This is a genomic window from Streptomyces sp. NBC_00287, assembly GCF_036173105.1.
In the GTDB taxonomy this organism is placed as follows: domain Bacteria; phylum Actinomycetota; class Actinomycetes; order Streptomycetales; family Streptomycetaceae; genus Streptomyces.
On the sequence record NZ_CP108053.1, the window covers coordinates 333,423 to 352,990 of the forward strand.

General features: G+C 70.5%; 19 protein-coding genes and 2 riboswitches. Of the genes, 11 read left to right on the forward strand and 8 right to left on the reverse strand.

Annotated elements, in window-relative coordinates:
- Window position 1 precedes the first annotated feature (1 nt).
- The 4 genes from OHT76_RS01770 to OHT76_RS01785 form a co-directional block, all read right to left on the reverse strand.
- The gene (locus tag OHT76_RS01770; protein ID WP_328868906.1) at window positions 2-1,246 is read right to left on the reverse strand and encodes a DUF4132 domain-containing protein; all 1,245 of its coding nucleotides are present in this window, start codon (window positions 1,244-1,246) and stop codon (window positions 2-4) included.
- A gap of 133 nt (window positions 1,247-1,379) precedes the next feature.
- Window positions 1,380-3,242: a GMC family oxidoreductase gene (locus OHT76_RS01775; RefSeq protein ID WP_328868907.1), complete on the reverse strand. Its 1,863-nt coding sequence runs from the start codon at window positions 3,240-3,242 to the stop codon at window positions 1,380-1,382.
- On the reverse strand, window positions 3,239-4,627 hold the full coding sequence (locus OHT76_RS01780; protein WP_328868908.1) for a hypothetical protein: 1,389 nt from the start codon (window positions 4,625-4,627) through the stop codon (window positions 3,239-3,241). Before OHT76_RS01780 ends, OHT76_RS01775 begins: the two co-directional genes overlap by 4 nt.
- The gene (locus OHT76_RS01785) at window positions 4,624-5,340 is read right to left on the reverse strand and encodes a FadR/GntR family transcriptional regulator (protein WP_328868909.1); all 717 of its coding nucleotides are present in this window, start codon (window positions 5,338-5,340) and stop codon (window positions 4,624-4,626) included. Before OHT76_RS01785 ends, OHT76_RS01780 begins: the two co-directional genes overlap by 4 nt.
- A 164-nt stretch (window positions 5,341-5,504) precedes the next feature.
- Here OHT76_RS01785 and OHT76_RS01790 point away from each other — a divergent pair, with 164 nt between their 5' ends.
- Window positions 5,505-5,957 carry a VOC family protein gene (locus OHT76_RS01790; protein WP_328868910.1) on the forward strand — a complete coding sequence of 151 codons (453 nt, stop codon included), beginning with the start codon at window positions 5,505-5,507 and terminating at the stop codon, window positions 5,955-5,957.
- Between the two features lie 183 nt (window positions 5,958-6,140).
- Here the strand turns inward: OHT76_RS01790 and OHT76_RS01795 are convergent, their stop codons facing one another.
- Window positions 6,141-6,566 (reverse strand): RidA family protein, encoded by a 426-nt coding sequence (locus OHT76_RS01795; protein ID WP_328868911.1) that lies wholly within the window; start codon window positions 6,564-6,566, stop codon window positions 6,141-6,143.
- A 72-nt stretch (window positions 6,567-6,638) separates the two neighbouring features.
- Between OHT76_RS01795 and OHT76_RS01800 the strand changes: the two genes are divergently transcribed.
- The 7 genes from OHT76_RS01800 to OHT76_RS01830 all read left to right on the forward strand — a co-directional run bounded on the left by OHT76_RS01800 (window position 6,639) and on the right by OHT76_RS01830 (window position 11,418).
- Window positions 6,639-7,580, forward strand: coding sequence for a LysR family transcriptional regulator (locus OHT76_RS01800; RefSeq protein ID WP_328868912.1), 942 nt, complete (start codon window positions 6,639-6,641; stop codon window positions 7,578-7,580).
- A gap of 63 nt (window positions 7,581-7,643) precedes the next feature.
- Entirely contained in the window at window positions 7,644-7,853 is a 210-nt protein-coding gene (locus OHT76_RS01805; protein WP_328868913.1) for a hypothetical protein, read from the forward strand.
- 96 nt (window positions 7,854-7,949) lie between these two features.
- A riboswitch (cobalamin riboswitch) is annotated at window positions 7,950-8,133 on the forward strand.
- Between the two features lie 30 nt (window positions 8,134-8,163).
- Window positions 8,164-8,871, forward strand: coding sequence for an energy-coupling factor ABC transporter permease (locus tag OHT76_RS01810; protein ID WP_328868914.1), 708 nt, complete (start codon window positions 8,164-8,166; stop codon window positions 8,869-8,871).
- The gene (locus OHT76_RS01815; protein ID WP_328868915.1) at window positions 8,868-9,230 is read left to right on the forward strand and encodes an energy-coupling factor ABC transporter substrate-binding protein; all 363 of its coding nucleotides are present in this window, start codon (window positions 8,868-8,870) and stop codon (window positions 9,228-9,230) included. The genes OHT76_RS01810 and OHT76_RS01815 overlap by 4 nt, the downstream gene beginning before the upstream one ends.
- Before the next feature lie 6 nt (window positions 9,231-9,236).
- Window positions 9,237-9,986, forward strand: a complete 750-nt coding sequence (gene cbiQ, locus OHT76_RS01820) for a cobalt ECF transporter T component CbiQ (protein WP_328868916.1) — start codon at window positions 9,237-9,239, stop codon at window positions 9,984-9,986.
- Window positions 9,983-10,825, forward strand: coding sequence for an energy-coupling factor ABC transporter ATP-binding protein (locus OHT76_RS01825; protein WP_328868917.1), 843 nt, complete (start codon window positions 9,983-9,985; stop codon window positions 10,823-10,825). Before cbiQ ends, OHT76_RS01825 begins: the two co-directional genes overlap by 4 nt.
- 53 nt (window positions 10,826-10,878) lie before the next feature.
- Window positions 10,879-11,418, forward strand: a complete 540-nt coding sequence (locus OHT76_RS01830; RefSeq protein ID WP_328868918.1) for a GNAT family N-acetyltransferase — start codon at window positions 10,879-10,881, stop codon at window positions 11,416-11,418.
- A gap of 10 nt (window positions 11,419-11,428) precedes the next feature.
- Here OHT76_RS01830 and OHT76_RS01835 read toward each other — a convergent pair whose 3' ends face one another.
- A complete protein-coding gene (locus tag OHT76_RS01835) occupies window positions 11,429-12,403 on the reverse strand; it encodes a hypothetical protein (protein ID WP_328868919.1) in 975 nt (324 codons plus the stop codon).
- Window positions 12,404-12,586: 183 nt separating this feature from the next.
- On the opposite strand from OHT76_RS01835, the gene OHT76_RS01840 reads away from it, so the two are divergent.
- Window positions 12,587-13,093: a cupin domain-containing protein gene (locus OHT76_RS01840; RefSeq protein ID WP_328868920.1), complete on the forward strand. Its 507-nt coding sequence runs from the start codon at window positions 12,587-12,589 to the stop codon at window positions 13,091-13,093.
- Between the two features lie 16 nt (window positions 13,094-13,109).
- Here OHT76_RS01840 and OHT76_RS01845 read toward each other — a convergent pair whose 3' ends face one another.
- The gene (locus tag OHT76_RS01845; protein ID WP_328868921.1) at window positions 13,110-14,630 is read right to left on the reverse strand and encodes a carboxylesterase/lipase family protein; all 1,521 of its coding nucleotides are present in this window, start codon (window positions 14,628-14,630) and stop codon (window positions 13,110-13,112) included.
- 145 nt (window positions 14,631-14,775) lie between these two features.
- A riboswitch (cobalamin riboswitch) is annotated at window positions 14,776-14,998 on the forward strand.
- A 155-nt stretch (window positions 14,999-15,153) separates the two neighbouring features.
- Between OHT76_RS01845 and metE the strand changes: the two genes are divergently transcribed.
- Both metE and OHT76_RS01855 read left to right on the forward strand, forming a co-directional pair.
- Window positions 15,154-17,463, forward strand: a complete 2,310-nt coding sequence (gene metE / locus OHT76_RS01850; protein WP_328868922.1) for a 5-methyltetrahydropteroyltriglutamate--homocysteine S-methyltransferase — start codon at window positions 15,154-15,156, stop codon at window positions 17,461-17,463.
- A 46-nt stretch (window positions 17,464-17,509) separates the two neighbouring features.
- Window positions 17,510-18,052, forward strand: a complete 543-nt coding sequence (locus tag OHT76_RS01855) for a hypothetical protein (RefSeq protein WP_328868923.1) — start codon at window positions 17,510-17,512, stop codon at window positions 18,050-18,052.
- Window positions 18,053-18,293: 241 nt separating this feature from the next.
- On the opposite strand, the gene OHT76_RS01860 is transcribed toward OHT76_RS01855, so the two are convergent.
- On the reverse strand, window positions 18,294-19,535 hold the full coding sequence (locus tag OHT76_RS01860; RefSeq protein ID WP_328868924.1) for an MFS transporter: 1,242 nt from the start codon (window positions 19,533-19,535) through the stop codon (window positions 18,294-18,296).
- Window positions 19,536-19,568: the final 33 nt, after the last annotated feature.

Genomic DNA, 19,568 nt, shown 5'->3' on the forward strand with positions numbered 1-19,568 from the left:
GCTAGGCTCCTTCCTTGAGCTGGTCGTACGGCTGTTGGATTCCGCGTTCGGTCAGGAAGGTGCGAACGGCCGTGATCTCGGCGGGTGTTGCCCGCTCGGGGTGCCACAGCCGTACGCGCGTGGTGGCCGCGATGTCGAGCGTGCCGCCGTCGAGAGCCAGGCAGCCCGTCTGGTGGGGAAGGCCCGCCGTCCAGGTGCCCTCGCCCGTCTCGTACTCCCAGACAAGGGCCCGGGCGAAGACGCCGGTGAGGGGGTGATCGCGGTAATAGCGGGCCCACTCGGCATGCGGCCATACGCGGTTCTCGTGCAGCAGCGCGCGCAGGCGGCGGCGCTCGGCGAAGAGCGTGTCCTCGATCGTGCGGGCCAGCAGCCGCGTCGCGTCGACATTGTGGGGCAGATACTTGGTCTTGAATCCGGCGGGCGAGCGGAAGGGCGGGTCGGTACGGGTGGTGGTGCCGCCTTCGTCGACGTCGATCCAGTCCACGCTGACCCGGCCCGTCTCGGAGACGGTGATGACGGCCTCGTAGGGAATGTTGAGCCAGACCGCGCCGCGGCCGATCCAGCCCAGTCGCACGGTCCCGTCCGCGCCGACACCGTGCGTGTGCACCGTCCGCTCCTCCAACTGGTGGGGCGGAACACCGAGGCGGGTGGCGGTCTTTTTGACCATCTTCGCCAGGTGCCGGTGGGAGTGGGCGCCGGGTTGGACCTCGCGGTGCAGGGTCCACAGCGCTTCCATGGCCGACAGGTCGGCGAGCGCGGTGAAGACGGCGCCGGACAGCTCATCGTCCCGCTTGTAGTAGCCGTCGAGGACGAAGGCGTTCTTGCGCGCTACCGTCACCAAGTCGTCGATCAGGTCCTCGAGTTCGGACGGCCCGGCGCCGCGGGCCAGGTAACCGGCGGCCAGGGCGAACCCGTAGGCCAGGTCGGTGGTGGGTGTCCGGTCCGACTTCGCCCAGAGTTCCTCCCAGGTGACGTTCGGGTCGGTGCAGTCGTGCAGGGAGCCGTCGGCCGCCAAGGCCCGTATCCCCTCCGCCACCAGCTCCCGTGCGCCGCTCGCCTTCAACAGGGCCTTGGCCTGCCGCTTCCAGGCGGCGTCAACCTTGTAATGCCAGTCCCAGAAGCTGCCCGCCTGCCCAAGATGCAACACCAGAGCGGTCAGCTCCGCCGGCAGCTCGGTCACCCGATCCCGGATCCGATCCGCCCATCCGTTACCGGGCACCAGCAGCTCATCCACACGTTCGCTCATATGCCGATCTTGCCAGCCACCACTGACAGTCCCTCCGACTCCCCCGATGTGACGGCGTCATGGCATGCAGCAGCCCCGACGACGGTTGTGCATCGGACCTGGTTCGAGGCCGCGGCGGAAGCGGTCAGGCTCGTCAACGCGGCCGGTGTACCAAGCGGTCCGTGATGGCCAGGGCCGCCGCCATAATGCTCAGTTGGGGATTCACCTCCGGGCAACTGGGCAGTACCGAGCCGTCGGTGATCAGGACGCCGTGGACGCCGCGCAGTTGGCCCTCCGAGTCGGTCGGTGCGTGTTCGGGGTCTGCGCCGGCGGCTGCCGTGCCCGTGGGGTGAAACGCGGAGACGTGCAGTCGGCGTGCCGTCACCGTGTCCAACAGCGCTTCCAGTTGGTCCGGTGTTCGCGCGCGTGGGGCATGTGCGACGCCGGTGAGGACCTCCTCGGCGCCGGCGGCGAACAGCAGGCGGCCCATGGCTCGTTGGGCCCGGAGAAGGCGGTCGGCGTCGCGGGGGGCGAGGTCGTAGCGGAGCAGTGTGCGCTCGCGGCCCAGGACCCGGCCCGACGGCCTGTCGGCGATCATGGCGCCAAGCGTGGCGAGGTGCTCGGTGCTCTCCAGTTCGCGTCGCAGGCTCTGTCCCACGCCCGGCAGGACGAACGAGGTCATGCCCGGTGGAGCCGCGGTCGCCTCGATGAGGACGCCGTCGGCGTGCAGTTCTTCCACCCCGACGCTCTGCAGTACGCCCTGTCCGCCGGTGACCGGGCGGCTGAAGCGGCCCGCGACGCTGATGGCCGGGTGCACACTGAGGTTACGGCCCGTGCGGGGGTGTCCGCCGAGGCCGGAGCGGCGCAGCAGCAGCGGGGTCTGCAGGGCTCCCGCGGCGACCACGACCAACGGGCTGAGAATCTCCAGTTCGCTGCCGTCCGGGCGGCTCGCCAGCACCCCGGCGGCGCGTGGGCCGCCCGGCCGGTCGGGGTCGATGAGGATCCGCCGCACGCGGGCGCCCGTCACGATCCGGGCGCCGGACGCGCAGGCGTCGGGGAGCACGGAGAGTTGGACGCTCTGTTTGGCGCCGGTGGGGCAGCCGACGACACACTGGCACGAGCCTTTGCAGCCAGGGGCGTTGCGGCGCAGGGGTGCCGCGTCCCAGCCGAGTTCCTTCGCACCGGCCAGCGCGATCCGCCCGTTGGTCCCGATCACGTCCAGGGGCTGTCGGGCCACGCGCAGGGTGCGCTCCACCTCGTCCAGGTAGGTGTCGAAGCCCTCTGCGGCGGCGAATCCGTAGCGACTGCGCCAGCGGGCCACGACGTGGTCGGGTGTGCGGTAACAGGTACCGGAGTTGACGACCGTCGTGCCGCCGACCGCGCGGCCCACCGGCAGGACCAGCGGCGGGCTGCCGAGCGCGATCGTGGCGCCGCCGTCCCGGTAGAGGTCGGTGAAGCGGTCCAGCGGTGCCCGGCGCCCGAACGAGGCGGTCGTATGGTGCTCTCCCTCCTCCAGTACGACCACACGCAGCCCCGCGCGGGCCAGTGTCCGGGCGGCCATGGCGCCGCCCGCACCCGATCCGACGACGACCGCGTCAGCGGTGGACCGGGTGGGCCAGTCGCGGGAGGGGGTGCAGTCCAGTGGCGGATCGTCGGGAGCGAGCAGCGGCGGCGCAGAGCGCTGATGCAACGTCCGTTCGGTGCCGGCCGCCAGCAGCACCGGCACCTTGACCGCGTCCAGGAGGGGCAACAGTGCCGGGTGGGAGCCGAGTTGCGCCATGAGGCGCTCGCGCTCCGCACAACCGAGCGCGGTCAGGAGCCGACCCGTACGGGCTACGGCGTAGGCCTCGACTGCCCAGGCCGCGCCCCGTATCCCGGTGCGGGCAGGAGCGGGCAGGGCATCGAGCAGCGTCTGAAGGCGCAGCGGCACATGGCGCGTCCACTCTGCCGTGCCGTCGTCGGCGAGCAACGCCGCGACCAGTGCCGCGACAGCGGAAGCAGGGGGCGGCGTACTCATCGGTCGCCGACCTCCGCATGCGCCGTCCCCGACAGCCGCCATACGGCCTCCTGCCGCCACCTGCCCCACCAGTGCTCCAGGCTGACCACCGCGTCCGCCGTCTCGCTGTTGCGGCAGACCGCAGCGGACCCGTCGGGATCTGTGTAGGTCAAAGCCAGCGTCCGCTCGGGCGGCTGCGTGACCGTCACCCGGATACGGCGTCTGCCCGCGCGGCCGGTCACCCGCCACTCGGGCAGGCCGATGTCCGCCCGGAACCGACTGCTGCCGGCCAAGCCCACGGCGGTACGTTCCGCGCGGCGAGGCCAGGTGCGTCCGTCGTGCAGCAGGCGCAGGAACACCAAGGGAGGCAGCCGACGCAGGCCGCGTCGCATGGACACCGCGGCGATGATCTCCAGCACGTCACCGCCGCCCAGGTCCGCGTGCAGCCAGGCCCAACGCCGTGCGTTGCCGTGGCCGTAGATCCGGGCGCTCGCGCCCACCGCGCCCTCCAGCCGTAGTTCGCCCGCGCCGTAGCGGATGGTGCCGTCGTACCGACAGCGGGCGGCAGGCAGCATCTGGCTGGCCGGCAGCCAGGGGCGGCGCCACGACCAGCGGGGGAACGTGTGGACCGGCGCACCCTGGGGCGTCTCGGTGAGCTCCCAGGTGAAGGAACCCGCCGAGCCCGCCAGTCGGCCGGGCAGCGCGCTGACGTCCTCGGTGAGGAAGCCCTGCGGAGGGCCTGTCCACGGTACGGGGCGGAAGCGTGCGTGCTCGACGGGACCGTCCTTGGGGAATACGGCCACCCAGCCGTGGGCGTGGGCGCCGGAGCCGTCGGTGGGCGCCACGACCTCGTGGTGCAGCCAGACTCCCGTGCCGGTGGCCGGATCGGTCAGGGTGGTGTACCAGACCTCCGTCCGCCCCGGTGTGCCGTCCCAGCGTGACGCCAGGTCCGCGGCAGGGGCGGCCTGATGGGGGAAGCGGAAGCTCGCCAGGAAGGGCAACAGGCCGGTGGCGAGGGGGAAGCGCAGGGTGCCCTCGCCGACGCGGTCGCCGTCTTCGTACAGGGTGAACGGCAGTACGGTCATCGACGTGAGCGGCCGTGCGGGCGAGATGGACTTCCAGCCGTCCAGTACCAGGCGCCGTCCCTCCAGGGCGAAGGTGATGCGGTAGCGGATCCTGCGGCGGGCCAGCGGTGAGATCTCCAACTCGCCCACGGCTTCGGCGTCGTCGGCCCGCCCGGCTATCCGTACCCGTCCCGTCAGCCGCGCCTGTGTCGTGCGGTGGGGCAGCATCACCGTCTCGGCGCGGGCCACGAGGTCCACCCGCACAGGGCGGTCGCGATCCTCGTCGCGCAGGTGCACTCGGCCCAGCATCGTCTCTTTGAACGCCGTGCCCCGGGCGGTCACCAGGCACCGTCCCGGCGTCGGCGGGAGCGCGCCAGGTCGTCGAGCATGATGCGTTCCGTCGCCGACAGATAGGCGCCCGCAGCCGCGCGCGCCGCCTCCTGGTCACCGGCGGCCACGGCCTCGACGACCGGCGCCAGACGGTCGTGAGCGGCCCCGGCATCGACGAACGGCCCCACCAGCGCCGCGCGTACCGGCAGATAGGCATTGAACAGCGTGTTGGTCAGCAGCACGTACACCCGGTTGCCCGTCGCACGGGCCAGCGCCCGGTGCACCTCGGCATCCGCCAACTGCGCGGCCTCGCCGCCCTCCGCGTCCCCGACCGCCGCCACCAGTTTGCGCAGTTCGGCAACTTGGGCCGCCGTGGCACGAGCAGCGGCTCGTTCCGCGATCAACGCGCCGATACTGCACCGTACTTCGAAGATCTCAGCGATCCAGTCCGGGCTGTGGCCCACGAGCATCGGCAGCAGATCCGCCCCGCCCAGGCGCAGGAAGTCCCGCACGCGGGTACCCACCCCATGCCTGGTCTCCAACAGCCCCGCATGCGCCAGCCGGCCGAACGCATGCTTCAGGGTGGTGCGGTTGACCCCGAACTCATCGGCCAGCTCCCGCTCGGGAGGCAGATAACTCCCGGCGGGATGACGCCCACCGAGAATGTCCTCCCGCAGCCGCCTCTCCAGAACATCGACCGTGGTCTCACGCGGCAGCGCGCCCATCCTGACTCCCCTTCAGTGGCTCAGTGGATGAGCCACTGAACCACTGGCGAGACACGGCGTCAACAAGCAGGGGATGAAGTGGCCGCCATGGGCGTTGACTTTGACGTGGTTGAACCAATCGGCCAATCAGCGGGGCCAACCGCGGCACTGCCTATGCTGACCGCATGGATCATGAGCCGGAGATCGAGGGAGAACCGCTTCGGGCGGCAGCCCACGGCGTCCTGCACCACGTCGAGCTGTGGGTACCGGACCTCGATCGCGCGCTCGCCTCGATCGGCTGGCTGCTGGAGGCACTGGGTTACGACCCCTTCCAGAGCTGGGACGGCGGACGCAGCTGGCGGCTCGGGCCGACCTATCTGGTTGTCGAGCAGTCCTCGGATCTCACCGCCGAACAGCACGACCGCTGCCGCCCGGGACTCAATCACCTCGCCTTCCACATCGAAGACGCCCCCACGGTCGACAAACTGACAGCGGACGCGGCGCGGCACGGCTGGCACCTGCTGTTCCCCGAGCGGCATCCATACGCCGGCGGCGCACAGCACTACGCCGCGTACCTGGAGAACGTCGACGGCTTCGAAGTGGAACTCGTCGCGATCAGCTCACCGGAACAGAACTGAGATCAACCGAGTTCCCAGGTCCTGACGACAACGCATCTGGCCCGCCCCGATGTTCGGGACGGGCCAGATCTGCGAGCGCCGGGCAGGCCTTGCACCTGCATCTCCCCGCAGGAAGCGGGGCGTCTTTCCTTGGACCACCAACGCAGGACCGGAGCGCCGTGAGTTCCGGCGACCAGCTCATGATCAACTATACAGCACTGCGGGTGCTTCTGATCCACCCTGCCGGTCCGCCCGCCGCGCGTAGACCTCGATCTCGATCTTCATCCGAGGGTCGGCCAGGCCGCACATCAGCATCGTGGCGGCCGGCCGGACTTCACCGAAGCAGCGGCGCAGGACCGGCCAGCAGGGCTCGAAGTCCTCGCGGTCGGGCAGCAGATAGCGCACTCGCACCACGTCGACGAAGGTGCACTTCGCCTCGGTCAGCGCGGCCTCGATATTGCGCAGGCACTGCTCGGCCTGCTCCACCACGTCGTCGGAGATCGTCATGGTGGTGTAGTCGAAGCCGGTCGTCCCGGACACATGCACCCAGTCGCCGTCCACCACGGCACGGGCGTAACCGATCTGCTCCTCGAAAGTGGAGCCGCTGAGGATCGCACGTCGCTCTGTCATGCGCCGAACGCTAGGTGACCAGCAGGAATACGTCTAATACGAGCTTCGGCGTCTGCTGATATCTCTAGGCGTATGGAGCGTCCCGAACTTCCCCTCCCCCAACTGCACGCCTTCGTCGTGCTCGCCGAGGAACTCCACTTCGGCCGTGCGGCCTCCCGACTGGGCATCGCGCAGCCGCCGTTGAGCCAGCAGATCCGTCGGTTGGAGGACAAGGTCGGCCATGCGCTGTTCCGTCGCGAACCCGGGCGGGTCACGCTCACCCCCGCCGGGCGCGAGCTGCTGCCCGCCGCTCGGCGAGCCCTCGGCGAACTCGCGGACGGACTCGCCGCCGCCCGCGCCGTCGGCAGCGGCAGCGCCGGCCGTCTGCGGATCGGCTTTGCCGCCTCCCTCGCCCTGACCGTCCTGCCCAGCCTGCTCCGCGACTTCCGTCAGCGGTTCCCCGGTGTGCACCTGGACATCCGTGAGATGACGACCGCCCCGCAACTCGCCGCGCTGCACGAGAGGGTCATCGACGTCGGCCTGCTGCGCGAGCCCCCCGACACCGAGCCGGAGCTCGACTTCAGGACGATACTCACCGAGCCCTTCGTCGCCGTGCTGCCGACCACCCATCCTCTGGCCGCCCACCGGACCGTACGGCTCTCACAGTTGGCGGACTCACCCTTCGTTCTGCTGCCCCGGGAGGCGGGGCCGCGGCTGTACGACCAGATCGTCGGCCTGTGCACCGCGGAAGGCTTCGCGCCGCAGATCGTTCAGCACGCCGTGGAGTGGCAGACCGTGTGCGCGCTCGTGGAGACCGGTCTGGGCGTCTCCCTGGCTCCGGCGAGCATCCGACGCATACGCCTCAAGGGTGTCGCGTTCCGCAGGATCGAACCCGGCACCGCGCGCACCCGGGTCGCCGTCGCCCGGCGCAAGAACGACCAAAACCCCCTGGTCACACAGCTGCTGCTGTACGCGCGGGCAGCCCACACCCACACCGCCGAACGCCCACCCCTTACAGGTGAATTGCCCGGATGAGGTGACTTTGCGGGTGGGAGGCACGGTAACCCCCGATCGACCCGATGTCGAAGGAGAGCACCCATGCGCGCACGCCTCATCCTCGCCCCCGCCGCTCTGACCGCAACGGTCCTCGCAGCCGCCGGGGACGCCGCCGCCCACGACGCTCCCGCCCTGAACGTCGCCCCCAACGCACCCGTGGTCGCACTGGTCAACACCGTCGAGATCAACGACCCCCTGGAGGACGTCCTCGAACACACCCTCAACTTCGGAGACGGCTACACCTGGGACTGACCCGCAAAGCGCCGCCGGTGCACGCCCCGGCGTATGAGCGGGCGTGCGCCGCCTTTGCGCCCCCGGGGAGCGCTTGTCAGCCGACCTGATCAGGCACTACTGTCACCACGCCTTGGTGAACGGGAAATCCGGTGTGATGCCGGTGCGGCCCTCGCCACTGTGAATCGGGAAGTCCGGCTCCGGCCCTCACGGGCAGCCACTGGGTCCTTGGACCCGGGAAGGCGGAGTACGGGCGGTGTCACCCGTCAGCCAGGAGACCGGCCAAGGCACGTCAACCATCCACGAGGTGCTGGAGAGGGTCTGCTGAGCCATGCACATAGCCGAGGGTTTTCTGCCTCCGGCGCACGCGGTCGCCTGGGGCGCCGCGTCCGCGCCATTCGTCATTCACGGAGTTCGGTCACTCACCCGTGAGGTCAGGGAGCACCCGGAGAGCACCCTGCTCCTCGGCGCCTCCGGGGCCTTCACCTTCGTACTGTCCGCTCTCAAACTGCCCTCGGTGACCGGGAGTTGCTCCCATCCCACCGGCACAGGGCTGGGCGCCATCCTGTTCCGGCCGCCGATCATGGCGGTCCTGGGCACCATCACCCTGCTCTTCCAGGCCCTGCTGCTCGCGCACGGCGGCCTGACCACGCTCGGCGCCAATGTCTTCTCCATGGCGATCGTCGGGCCCTGGGCCGGATACGCCGTCTACAAGCTGCTGCGGCGCTACGACGTGCCGCTGATGGCCGCCGTGTTCTGCGGCGCGTTCGTCGCGGACCTGTCCACCTACTGCGTCACCAGCGTCCAGCTGGCGCTCGCGTTCCCCGACCCGAGCAGCGGATTCCTCGGGGCGCTCGGCAAGTTCGGCTCCATTTTCGCCGTCACCCAGATCCCGCTCGCGGTGAGCGAGGGGCTTCTCACGGTGCTGGTGATGCGTCTGCTGGTGCAGTCCAGCAAGGGAGAGCTGACCCGGCTCGGTGTGCTGCTCACCACCAAGGCCGGCGCCCGCAAGACCGGTACCGAGGCGGTGGCCCGATGAGCCGTAACACGAAGATCAACCTTCTGCTTCTGCTGGCCGTGGCGTTTCTTGCGGTCATGCCGCTCGTCCTCGGTCTCGGTGACCACAAGGAGGAGCCGTTCACGGGCGCCGACGGCGAGGCGGAGACGGCGATCACCGAGATCGAACCGGACTACGAGCCCTGGTTCTCGCCCCTGTACGAGCCGCCCTCCGGTGAGATCGAGTCGGCGCTGTTCTCCCTCCAGGCGGCCCTCGGCGCGGGCGTGCTCGCCTACTACTTCGGGCTGCGGCGCGGCCGCAAGCAGGGTGAACAGCGGGCCCGGGAACGGGATTCCGTGAGCGTGGGTGGCGCCGGGGAGTCCGACGGCGAAGGGGTCTGAGCCCTCGTGCTGCCGATCGACGCGGCGGCGCACAGCAGTCGCTGGCGCCGCCGCCATCCCGTGGACAAGGCCGTGCTCGGGCTCGGGCTGACCGTGCTCGCGATCTCCCTGCCGCCCTGGCCGGGCGCCGCGCTGGTCCTGCTGACGGCGCTCGCCGTGCTGCTGGGTCCGGCGGGCGTGCCGGGCCGCAAGCTGTGGCGGGCTTATCGGGTGCCGCTGGGCTTCTGTGTGACCGGTGCGGCCACCTTGCTGGTCCAGGTGGGCGGGCCCGAGGGCTTCCTCTCCCTCGCCGACGACGGTGCCCTGCGCGCCGGGGAGTTGCTGCTGCGCACCTCGGCGGCCTCCCTCGGCGTGCTCCTGTTCGCGTTCACCACCCCGATGTCGGATCTGCTGCCCCGACTCGTGAAGGCCGGGGTGCCGGCGGCCGTGGTCGACGTGGCGCTGGTGACGTACCGGATGAGCTTCCTGCTGCTGGACTCCATGCGCCGGATCCGCGACGCCCAGGCCGCACGGCTCGGACACACCACGCGGGCGGCGACCTGGCGATCCCTGGGCGGGCTCGGGGCCACCGCGTTCGTGCGGGCCTTCGACCGGGCCACCCGTCTGCAGGCCGGGCTCGCCGGGCGGGGCTACGACGGCACACTGCGCGTCCTGGTACCGGAAGCCCGGATCTCCGCCCGCTTCACGGCCGCGAGCTGCGGGCTCCTCGTGGCGCTGGCCGCCCTCACCCTCGTACTGGAAGGTCCCCTGTCATGAGCGAGTTGGTCGCCCTCAGGGGCGCGTCCTACGCCTACGAAGAAGGACCGACCGTGCTCGACGGTCTGGACTTCGAGGTGTGCGAGGGGCGCGCGCTGGCCCTGCTCGGACGCAACGGCAGTGGCAAGACCACGCTGATGCGGCTGCTGAGCGGCGGGCTACGGCCGCGCGCGGGCCGGCTGACCGTCGACGGGCAGGTGGTGTCGTACGACCGCAAGGGGCTGACCCGGTTGCGTACGACCGTCCAGCTGGTGGTGCAAGACCCCGACGACCAGCTCTTCGCGGCCTCCGTCGGGCAGGATGTCTCCTTCGGACCGCTCAACCTCGGGCTCTCCGACGCCGAGGTGCGCGGGCGGGTCGAGGAGGCGCTCGCCGCCCTCGACATCACGGCGTTGGCCGATCGGCCCACGCATCTGCTCTCCTACGGCCAGCGCAAGCGGACCGCCATCGCCGGAGCGGTGGCAATGCGGCCACGGGTACTGATCCTCGACGAGCCGACCGCCGGGCTCGACCCGGACGGGCAGGAACGGCTGCTCGCCACGCTGGACGGGCTACGGGCGGGCGGTACGACGGTGGTGATGGCCACGCATGACGTCGATCTCGCGCTGCGCTGGGCCGATGACGCGGCGCTGCTCACACCGGGGGGTGTCCGTACGGGGCCCGCGCCGGAGATGCTGGCCCGTACCGATCTTCTGCGGGAGGCGGGGTTGCGGTTGCCGTGGGGGGTTGCTGCCGCTGAACTGCTGCGAGGGCAGGGGCTGTTGAACGATGGTGCCGCCGGTCCTCGTACGCCTGAGGAGCTTGCCGCCCTGGTCGCGCCGATACCGGCCGATGGCTGACGCATCCCGAAAAGAGATTGCCGCCGGCCGATGACTCGCGTTGGCTGGGCGGCATGGCTGAACTGCGTACCGATCGCCTCGTCCTGCGTCGATGGCGGGACTCCGACCTTGAACCGTGGGCGGCGATGAATGCCGACGCCGAGGTTCGCGAGCACCTGGGCGACCTGCTCACCCGCGAGCAGAGCGATGCATCCGTGGCTCATTTCCTGGCCGAGTTCGACCGGCGAGGCTACGGGTGGTGGGCGGTCGAGGTGCGCGCCACGGGTGAGTTCATCGGCTTCGCGGGCCTGGACGAGGTGGAGGACGACACACCGTTCACCGGGGTCGAGATCGGCTGGCGGCTCGCCCGCTCGGCCTGGGGGCAGGGCTACGCGACCGAGGCCGCGCTGGCAGTCCTGGCGTACGGCTTCGACACCCTGGACCTTCCCGAGATCCTCGCCATGACAACGGCCACCAACCTCCGCTCGCAGGCGGTGATGCGCCGCATCGGCATGACCCGCGTTCCGGACGGCGACTTCGACGACCTCACCGCGCCCGATGGGCCACTGCGCCCGAATGTGGTGTTCCGCGTCTCGCGCGGGGCGAAGGTCTGACAGCAGCGCGCTAGCGGTCGCCGGCATCACCCAGGAGTTCGGCGCGTCGAGCGCGCAGTGCGCTCAGCGACTTCTTGGTGATGTCCGCCAGGACGACCGGGCACAGCAGATGCTCCAACGGAGGCTGGTGCGCGCGGCGTTCGTAGAGAGCGCGCCCTCCGGAGCTGCTGAGCCTGATGCCGAGTGCGGCGGCGTTCGGGCCGCTGCGGGGCAGGGCCGGGTGCCCGTCGTGTGCGCAGGTCGCGTCGGGATAGTGGGGCAGCGTCGCCTCCAGCGCGGCGATCAGTTCATCGAGTACGGAGACGTTCCGTACGAAGTCGGAGACGGCGTACCAGGAGAGCGCCATGACGACCAGCAGGTGTCCGGGTCGGTCCGCGGGTTTGGCGGACCGCAGCTCCGCTGCCTGACCGGAGATCTCCTCGTCGACATCGGTCCCCGGTTCCGGGTAGCCGTGCAGCAGCGCGGAGAGCGTGTCGATGGTGTCCTGGGCTCCGATCGGCAGTCGGGGCGGGACGTCCGGGGCCGAGCCGGGTTCGATGATGTCCAGGGCGATGCGCGCGAGTCCGGCGACATTGCGGAGGCAGAGCCACTGTTCGCGGGGGTGGTTCTCCTCCCATTCGGCGCTCGCGTCGGAGAGGCCGCACAACTGCCTGGCCAGGTCCTCGTCGCACTCGGCCTCATGCTCCCGGTAGGGATGCGTCCCGTGCTCGCAGGCCCGGCCGCGCAGGGCGCCGTCGGCCGCCTCCAGCGCCGCTCTGGCCTCCGGCACGACGCCGTCGCCGGGCGCCCAGGCGACATAGGGGGCCATCATCAGAAGCCCGATCGTCCACACGTACGACGACTCCCCGCCGGGGTCGGCAGCGAGCCGCGCCGCGCACTCCAGGACCGTCCGGTCGTACGCGTCGTTTCGGAAGTCGTAGTAGCCCTCGCGGATCTCCTCCCAGGAGCGGGCGAGTGCATCGAGCGGGATGTCGTCGGTGATCACCACGCGAGCTTAGAGCTTGCACAACGATCTTGTTCGGCCGTGGACAGCGGGCCAGGGCCCCAGGAGGGGCGCTTAGTACTCCAGCCCTCCTTCCTCGAACCGCCAAGATCATCCGGAAGCCCGATGCCCCCATCCCGTGCCGCGAGCCATCATGCCGGTGGAGACACGCCAAAGGAGCGCATCATGTCGTACCCGGAAAACCTCCAGTACCCGGAGGCTCGCTACCACGGCAACAACGGTGAAGTGAACGCGGTCTTCCGGCCGGCCGACACCCCGCCGGACATCTCGTCGCCGGGCGGCTCAACCCACTATCTCGCCACCAGTGCGGAGACAGGGGGCGAATTCGGTTTGTACAAGGCCGAGTTGGGGCCGCGGTCCGCCGGTGCCAAGGCCCACTTCCACAAGACCATCTCGGAGTCCTTCTATGTCCTCTCGGGCGAACTGGAGCTCTACAACGGCGAGAAGTGGCTCACGGGCCGCGCGGGCGACTTCCTGTACGTGCCGGTCGGTGGCCTGCATGCCTTCAAGAATGTGACCGACGAACCGGTGTCCATGCTCATGCTCTTCTCCCCCGGCGCCCCGCGGGAGGAGTACTTCGAGCAGGTCGCTGAGATGGCACAGCGCGGTGCTGAGGAACTCATGCGGTTCCGCGTCCGGCACGACAGTTACTTCGTCGAGGACTTCGAGTAGCCCGGGGCCAGGTGCGCTACGACGTCGTCAGCGGCAGGGTCGTGAACGTGTGTCCCTCCCAGAGACGACGCGACGCTTCCTCCGGGTAGGCGGTGACCGTGGGTTCGGTGTCGAGGAGTTGGACGAGGCGCTGTTCGGTGTCGTAGGCGGGCCAGCCCGGGTCGCCCGTGGTGGCGAAAGCCGTCCAGGCGGAGCGGATGCGGGCGGAGAGGGTCTCGGTCTCCGGGGAGGGGGTCGGGCCGATCAGCATGGCGCCGAGGCCCTCGTAGACACCGAAGGTCAGCGGTACGTCCAGGCCGTGGCAGGCGCCCAGTGCGCCGCCGCCCGCCGGGGCGGACCAGGTGAGTTCGTAGAGGTGCGCCCGACCGCCACCGGCCACCTGGGCCTCGGCGAGGTGCAGGGTGGGCATGCGGAACAGCCAGTCGGACTGGACGAGTTCGAAGAGGTACTCCGCCGAGGCTTGCGGGAAGGCGGCGCGGTAGGACTGCTCGGCGTCCGGTGTGGGCCCGAACCAGTTCAGGGCCGAGGCCGCGAGGTTGTCGTCCACCCGGCCGAGCAGACCGCCGAGCAGGAGGAAGAGCCGGTATTCGTCCCGGTTGTGGCCGGCGATCAGCTCCACGTCGCGTGCGGCCCCGTCGGCCAGCGCCTCCCAGGGCGTGCGGGTCAGGACCTCGCCGTCGACGACCGGTGAGTACGGCGTCGGGGTGTGGGCGACCGGGCCCCAGCGGTGCGCGTACTCACGCATCCGCCCACCCAGCACGGCCCCCGCCTCGGGCAGCTTGCGCGGGTCCACGCCGGACAGATCGGCCACGGTGGGACGCAGCCCCAGCTGTCCGGCGATGGTTCCGGCGATGTCCACGGCGAGTTCGTCCGAGAAGAACGTGCCCGGCACACTTTGGACGATGGCCCGCCGAAACAGGCCGCGCGCCGGGTCCATCGTCAGCAGCGCGGCGATCGACCCGGCGCCGGCCGACTCCCCGAAGACGGTGACCTGGTCGGGGTCGCCGCCGAACGCGGAGACGTTCTCGCGCACCCACTCCAGGGCCGCGACCTGGTCGAGGAGGCCACGGTTGGCCGGGGCACCCTCGACCCGGGCGAACCCCTCGATGCCGACCCGGTAGTTGAAGGTGACGACGACCAGCTCACCGTCGCGTGCGAGGCGTCCAGCGTCGTAGGCGGGGTCGTCGGCGGAGCCGAACTTGTAGGCGCCGCCGTAGATCCAGACCATCACCGGTCGGCGGGCGGCCGTATCCGCGTCCGGCGTCCAGACGTTGACCGTCAGCCAGTCGTCCCCGGCGGCCGTGGTGTCAGCAGGCGGGTCCTCAGGGCCGAATGGCTCCTGCGGGGGCGGCGGACCGAAGGAGTACGCCTCCCGCACTCCGTCCCAGCGCCTCACCGGCCGCGGCGCCGCGAAGCGTGCCTCTCCCACCGGCGGCTGCGCGTACGGAATGCCACGGAAGACCACCAGGCCGTCCTCGCGGCGTCCGCGCACGGCGCCCGACACCGTCGTGACCTCTGGAAATTCGGCACGGCTCATGAAGGCTCCTCAAGCGTCGGCCCGCCTCGGCCCGGCCATCCTGCCCCGAAATCCTTGAAGTATCAATCAGTCTGCCGGGCGGTGCCTGACCTGTGCGTGTCTCACTTCACCAGCCAAATCCCGACGCCACCTTCCACGGCCCCGTACGCTGACCCGTGCAGCTGGTTCGCCCCGTCCGCCAGGCGGGATGCGTCGCAAGAGGGAACCCGGTGGAAATCCGGGACTGCCCCGCAGCGGTGAGTGGGAACGACCGCCGTCATACGCACTGGGCCCGACGTACTGGGTCCGGGAAGCGACGGCCAGTAGGTGTCCTCCCCGAGGAGGATGTGCCCGCGAGTCCGAAGACCTGCCATCTGCCCGCGCACGGACGACTCGTGCGCGGACATCCCGGTGACCTCGAGGGCGGGTCGGCGACACATACCAGGCGGCGCGACACCCCTCGCTTCCCGCCCGGTCCGTCACCCCTTCGCGCTCTCGTCCCGTCCCCGGGACCTCAGGGATTCATCTCGCGAAGGAGATCTCCGTGACCACCGAGTCCACAGCCACGGCCGCGCTGGCCACCGTCTACGGCTACCCCCGGCAGGGCCCGAACCGGGAGCTGAAGAAGGCCGTCGAGGGCTACTGGAAGGGCCGCGTCTCCGCCGACGCCCTCCGCGCCACCGGCGCCGAGCTGCGACGCGGAACCTGGCAGCAACTGGCCGAAGCCGGCATCGGCGAAGTCCCCACCGGCGACTTCTCGTTCTACGATCATGTCCTGGACGCCACCGTCATGGTGGGCGCGATCCCCGCCCGCCACCGGGCTGCCTTCGATGCCGACCCGCTCGACGGGTACTTCGCCATGGCGCGCGGCACGCAAGACATCGCCCCGCTGGAGATGACCAAGTGGTTCGACACGAACTACCACTATCTGGTCCCGGAGTTGGGCCCGGACACGGTGTTCACTGCCGACTCCAGCAAGCAGGTGAGCGAGTTGAAGGAGGCCCTCGCGCTCGGCCTGACCGCCCGGCCCGTCCTCATCGGTCCCGTCACCTACCTCCTCCTCGCCAAGCCCGCGCCCGGCGTCGCCGCCGGCTTCGACCCGCTGGTCCTTCTCGACCGGCTGCTGCCGGTGTACGCCGAGATCCTCGCCGATCTGCGCGCCGCGGGAGCCGAGTGGGTTCAGCTCGACGAGCCCGCCCTCGTCCAGGACCGCACCCCGGCCGAACTCAACGCCGCTGCACGCGCCTACCGTGGCCTCGGTGCCCTCACCGACCGGCCGAAGCTGCTGGTCGCCTCGTATTTCGGTCGTCTCGGCGAGGCGCTGCCGGTGCTGGCCAAGGCCCCGGTCGACGGACTCGCGCTCGACCTCACGGACGCCGCGTGCCTGGATGACCTCGCCGCCGTGGGTGGACTGCCCGGCAAGCGTCTGGTCGCCGGAGTCGTCAACGGCCGCAACATCTGGGTCAACGACCTGGCCACCTCCCTCACCACCCTGGGCACCCTCCTCGGCCTGGCCGACCGCGTCGACGTATCGGCGTCCTGCTCCCTCCTCCACGTCCCCCTCGACACCGCGGCCGAGCGGGACATCGAGCCGCAGATTCTGCGCTGGCTCGCCTTCGCCCGCCAGAAGACCGCCGAGGTCGTCACCCTGGCCAAGGGCCTGGCCCGCGGCACCGACACCATCGCCGCCGAACTGGCCGTGAACCGGGCCGACTTGGCCTCCCGCGCCCACTCCCCCATCACCCACGACCCGGACGTACGGGCCCGCACCGCCGCGGTCACCGAGGCCGACGCCCACCGCTCGCAGCCGTACGCCCAACGCGCGGCCGCACAGCGAGCCCTGCTCGGCCTCCCGCTGTTGCCGACGACCACCATCGGCTCCTTCCCGCAGACCGGCGAACTGCGCTCCGCACGGGCCGACCTGCGAGCGGGCCGGATCGACACAGCCGCGTACGAGGAGCGCATCCGGGCCGAAATCCGGGAAGTGATCTCCTTCCAGGAGAAGGCCGGGCTGGACGTCCTGGTCCACGGCGAACCCGAACGCAACGACATGGTCCAGTACTTCGCCGAGCAGCTCACCGGGTATCTCGCCACACAGCACGGCTGGGTGCAGTCCTACGGCACCCGCTACGTCCGCCCGCCGATCCTGGCCGGCGACATCTCGCGCCCGGAACCGATGACGGTGCGCTGGACGACGTACGCCCAATCGCTCACCGGCCGCCCGGTCAAGGGGATGCTCACCGGTCCGGTCACCATGCTCGCCTGGTCCTTCGTCCGGGACGACCAGCCGCTCGCCGAGACCGCACGGCAGGTTGCCCTCGCCCTGCGCGACGAGGTGAACGACCTGGAGGCAACGGGCAGTTCGGTGATCCAGGTCGACGAGCCCGCGCTGCGCGAGACGCTGCCGCTGCGCGCCGCCGACCGGCCGGGGTATCTGGCCTGGGCGACGGAGGCGTTCCGGCTGACCACCGGTGGGGTGCGGCCGGACACCCAGATCCACACGCACATGTGCTACGCCGAGTTCGGTGACATCGTGCGGGCCATCGACGATCTCGACGCCGATGTCATCAGCCTGGAGGCCGCCCGTTCCCATATGCAGGTGGCCCGCGAGCTGGCCGCGCACGGATATCCGCGGGAGGCGGGGCCGGGGGTGTACGACATCCACTCGCCGCGCGTTCCGAGTGTGCGGGAGGCGGCCGATCTGCTGCGGACCGGGTTGCGGGCGATTCCCGCCGAGCGGTTGTGGGTCAATCCCGACTGCGGTCTGAAGACGCGGGGTTGGCCGGAGGTCCGCGCGGCGCTGGAGAACCTCGTCGCGGCGGCGCGGGTCGTACGGGGAGAACGGGACGTCTAGGATCCTCAAGATCGTTCAGTCGTTCGGCAGATGGTGGGGCTGGGGTATGGGGGACCTTCGTCGTGCGGTAGGGGTGCCGGTCGTCGTACTCCTGGCTGCTCTGACCGGTTGCGGCACCGACAAGGCCGCCGCGGCGTGTGAGGGCATCCAGATCTACCCAGCCCACACCACCGAAACCGCCGCCGCTCTGATCGCCGACCCCGAGAGCGCGGAGCGGTTCAAGGCCGCGGTCGCTCGGTACGGAAGCCGTACCGAGCGGGCCGCGGTCAGACATGTGACGGGGCTCAGCAGTCCCGACGAGGGTGTTCAGTACGACCAGGTCTCCCTCTACGTCGAGACCGACCGCACCCCTCCTCCACCGATCGACGGCCTCTCCGACGAGCGGCACTCGGAGAAGAGCCGGGCGCATGAGCGTATGGGGGAAGAGGGCCAGGTCATCGTCCGGGCGCTCAGCAAGTGGTGGCGGGGGCGCGATGAGTCCCAGGCCGAGTATGCGGAACCTTGGGTGTGGGTGCAGTACGAGGGGGGTTCGGGGTCGATGGCGCGGGAGGCGTTCGAGCGCTCGGCGAAGTTCTGTGCGCCGGGATAGAGCCCAAGTGACCGCCCGCCCGGGGCCGGGACGAGGCGCCGCGCTGCCTGTCGCCCAGGGCCAACCCGCGTCGATGAGTGGGAAGCCGCGCAAGATCTGCTGGACGTGCAGGACGTCGCGGGGGAAGAACTCGGCGACCGTGGCGGCCACGACGTCGGATGCGCTCTGGAGGTCTCGGGCGATCCGGTTGACCTGCGCGCCGGTTTCGAACCTGGCCCAGCCGGTCCCAGGCTCCCGCGGGCTACCTCCGGTCCGCCGAGACCTCCTCCGACCCACGCGCCTCGCGCACCCGGGAAAACCCCAGCACCACCGCCTGAAGGACCGCCCCGAACAACCCCACCCACAAGGCGAACCGATAGCTGATCTGATCAGCCAACACTCCCCCGAGCGGCGCGCCCACCGCCACCATGCCCCAGTTGAACGACCGGATCGTGGCGTTCATCCGCCCGCGCAACCCCTCCGGAGTGACCGCCTGCCGGTAGCTCAGTTCCACCGGGCTCTCGATCGCGATGGCCAGGGAGACCAGGAAGAAGGCCGAAGACACCGCCGGAACAGCCCAACTCCCCGGCTCCGCAAGGACAATCGGCAGCCAGCCGACAGCCGCCAGCACCCGGAAGACGATCAGCGTGGCGCCGACGTCGAACCTTCCCCGCACCCGCCCGGACAGCGCCCCGCCGAGCACCGCCCCCACGCCCGCGCACGCGTACGTGACCCCGAGACCGAAGTCGCCGACCCGCAGCTCGCGCAGGGCGAAGACCACGAACACCGTGCTGACCATGGTGTTGAAGAGCAGCATCGCGTGCGAGGTCAGCGCGATGGGCGCCAGGGTGCGGTGGCGGTAGACCCAGGACACTCCTTCGCGCAGCTCGCTGCCCAGACCACGCCGCGCGCCCCGGTCGGGGACGGGGTCATGGGCCTTGACCGACATGAGCAGCAGGCCGGACGCGAGGTAGGTGAGGGCATCCAGCAGCACGGCGAGCGGCGCGCCCAGGTACTTGATCAGCACTCCGGCGATCAGTGGACCGGTCGAGCCCGCCACCGCACTCGCCTGCTCGGTACGGGCGTAGCCCGCGTTCAGGAGCTCCCTCGGCACGAGTTGCGGGACGTAGGACTGATTGGCCGCCTCGAACAGCAGGCTCAACAGCCCGACGGTGAAGACGAGCAGGCACAGCGTCGCGATGCTGAGCAGGTCCAACGCGTAGGCAAGGGGGATCGCGGCCAGTACGACCGCCCGTGCGAGATCCGTGCCGACCAGCATGGGCTTACGTCGGCAACGGTCCACCACAACTCCCGCAAGGAGCCCGAAGAGCAGGTACGGCAGCCAGCGGGCGGCATTCACCAGGCCCACCTCCGTCGCCGAGGCGCTCAGCGTCACCGCGGTGAGGATCTGCAGGGCGAGCCCCGAGATCTGCGAGCCGAACGCCGATACCCCGGAGGCGGTCCAGAAGAGCGGGTATCCGGGGACGTCCACCAGTCGCGGCATGATCGGACCGTAGCAACTGCCTTTCCGTACAGG

Excerpts from the sequence above, each read along its gene's own strand:
- OHT76_RS01770 (WP_328868906.1), bottom strand. The coding sequence starts at position 1,246 with ATGAGCGAACGTGTGGATGAGCTGCTGGTGCCCGGTAACGGATGGGCG.
- OHT76_RS01775 (WP_328868907.1), bottom strand. The coding sequence starts at position 3,242 with ATGAGTACGCCGCCCCCTGCTTCCGCTGTCGCGGCACTGGTCGCGGCG.
- OHT76_RS01785 (WP_328868909.1), bottom strand. The coding sequence starts at position 5,340 with ATGGGCGCGCTGCCGCGTGAGACCACGGTCGATGTTCTGGAGAGGCGG.
- OHT76_RS01790 (WP_328868910.1), top strand. The coding sequence starts at position 5,505 with ATGGATCATGAGCCGGAGATCGAGGGAGAACCGCTTCGGGCGGCAGCC.
- OHT76_RS01795 (WP_328868911.1), bottom strand. The coding sequence starts at position 6,566 with ATGACAGAGCGACGTGCGATCCTCAGCGGCTCCACTTTCGAGGAGCAG.
- OHT76_RS01800 (WP_328868912.1), top strand. The coding sequence starts at position 6,639 with ATGGAGCGTCCCGAACTTCCCCTCCCCCAACTGCACGCCTTCGTCGTG.
- OHT76_RS01805 (WP_328868913.1), top strand. The coding sequence starts at position 7,644 with ATGCGCGCACGCCTCATCCTCGCCCCCGCCGCTCTGACCGCAACGGTC.
- OHT76_RS01810 (WP_328868914.1), top strand. The coding sequence starts at position 8,164 with ATGCACATAGCCGAGGGTTTTCTGCCTCCGGCGCACGCGGTCGCCTGG.
- OHT76_RS01815 (WP_328868915.1), top strand. The coding sequence starts at position 8,868 with ATGAGCCGTAACACGAAGATCAACCTTCTGCTTCTGCTGGCCGTGGCG.
- OHT76_RS01825 (WP_328868917.1), top strand. The coding sequence starts at position 9,983 with ATGAGCGAGTTGGTCGCCCTCAGGGGCGCGTCCTACGCCTACGAAGAA.
- OHT76_RS01830 (WP_328868918.1), top strand. The coding sequence starts at position 10,879 with ATGGCTGAACTGCGTACCGATCGCCTCGTCCTGCGTCGATGGCGGGAC.
- OHT76_RS01840 (WP_328868920.1), top strand. The coding sequence starts at position 12,587 with ATGTCGTACCCGGAAAACCTCCAGTACCCGGAGGCTCGCTACCACGGC.
- OHT76_RS01845 (WP_328868921.1), bottom strand. The coding sequence starts at position 14,630 with ATGAGCCGTGCCGAATTTCCAGAGGTCACGACGGTGTCGGGCGCCGTG.
- OHT76_RS01855 (WP_328868923.1), top strand. The coding sequence starts at position 17,510 with ATGGGGGACCTTCGTCGTGCGGTAGGGGTGCCGGTCGTCGTACTCCTG.
- OHT76_RS01860 (WP_328868924.1), bottom strand. The coding sequence starts at position 19,535 with ATGCCGCGACTGGTGGACGTCCCCGGATACCCGCTCTTCTGGACCGCC.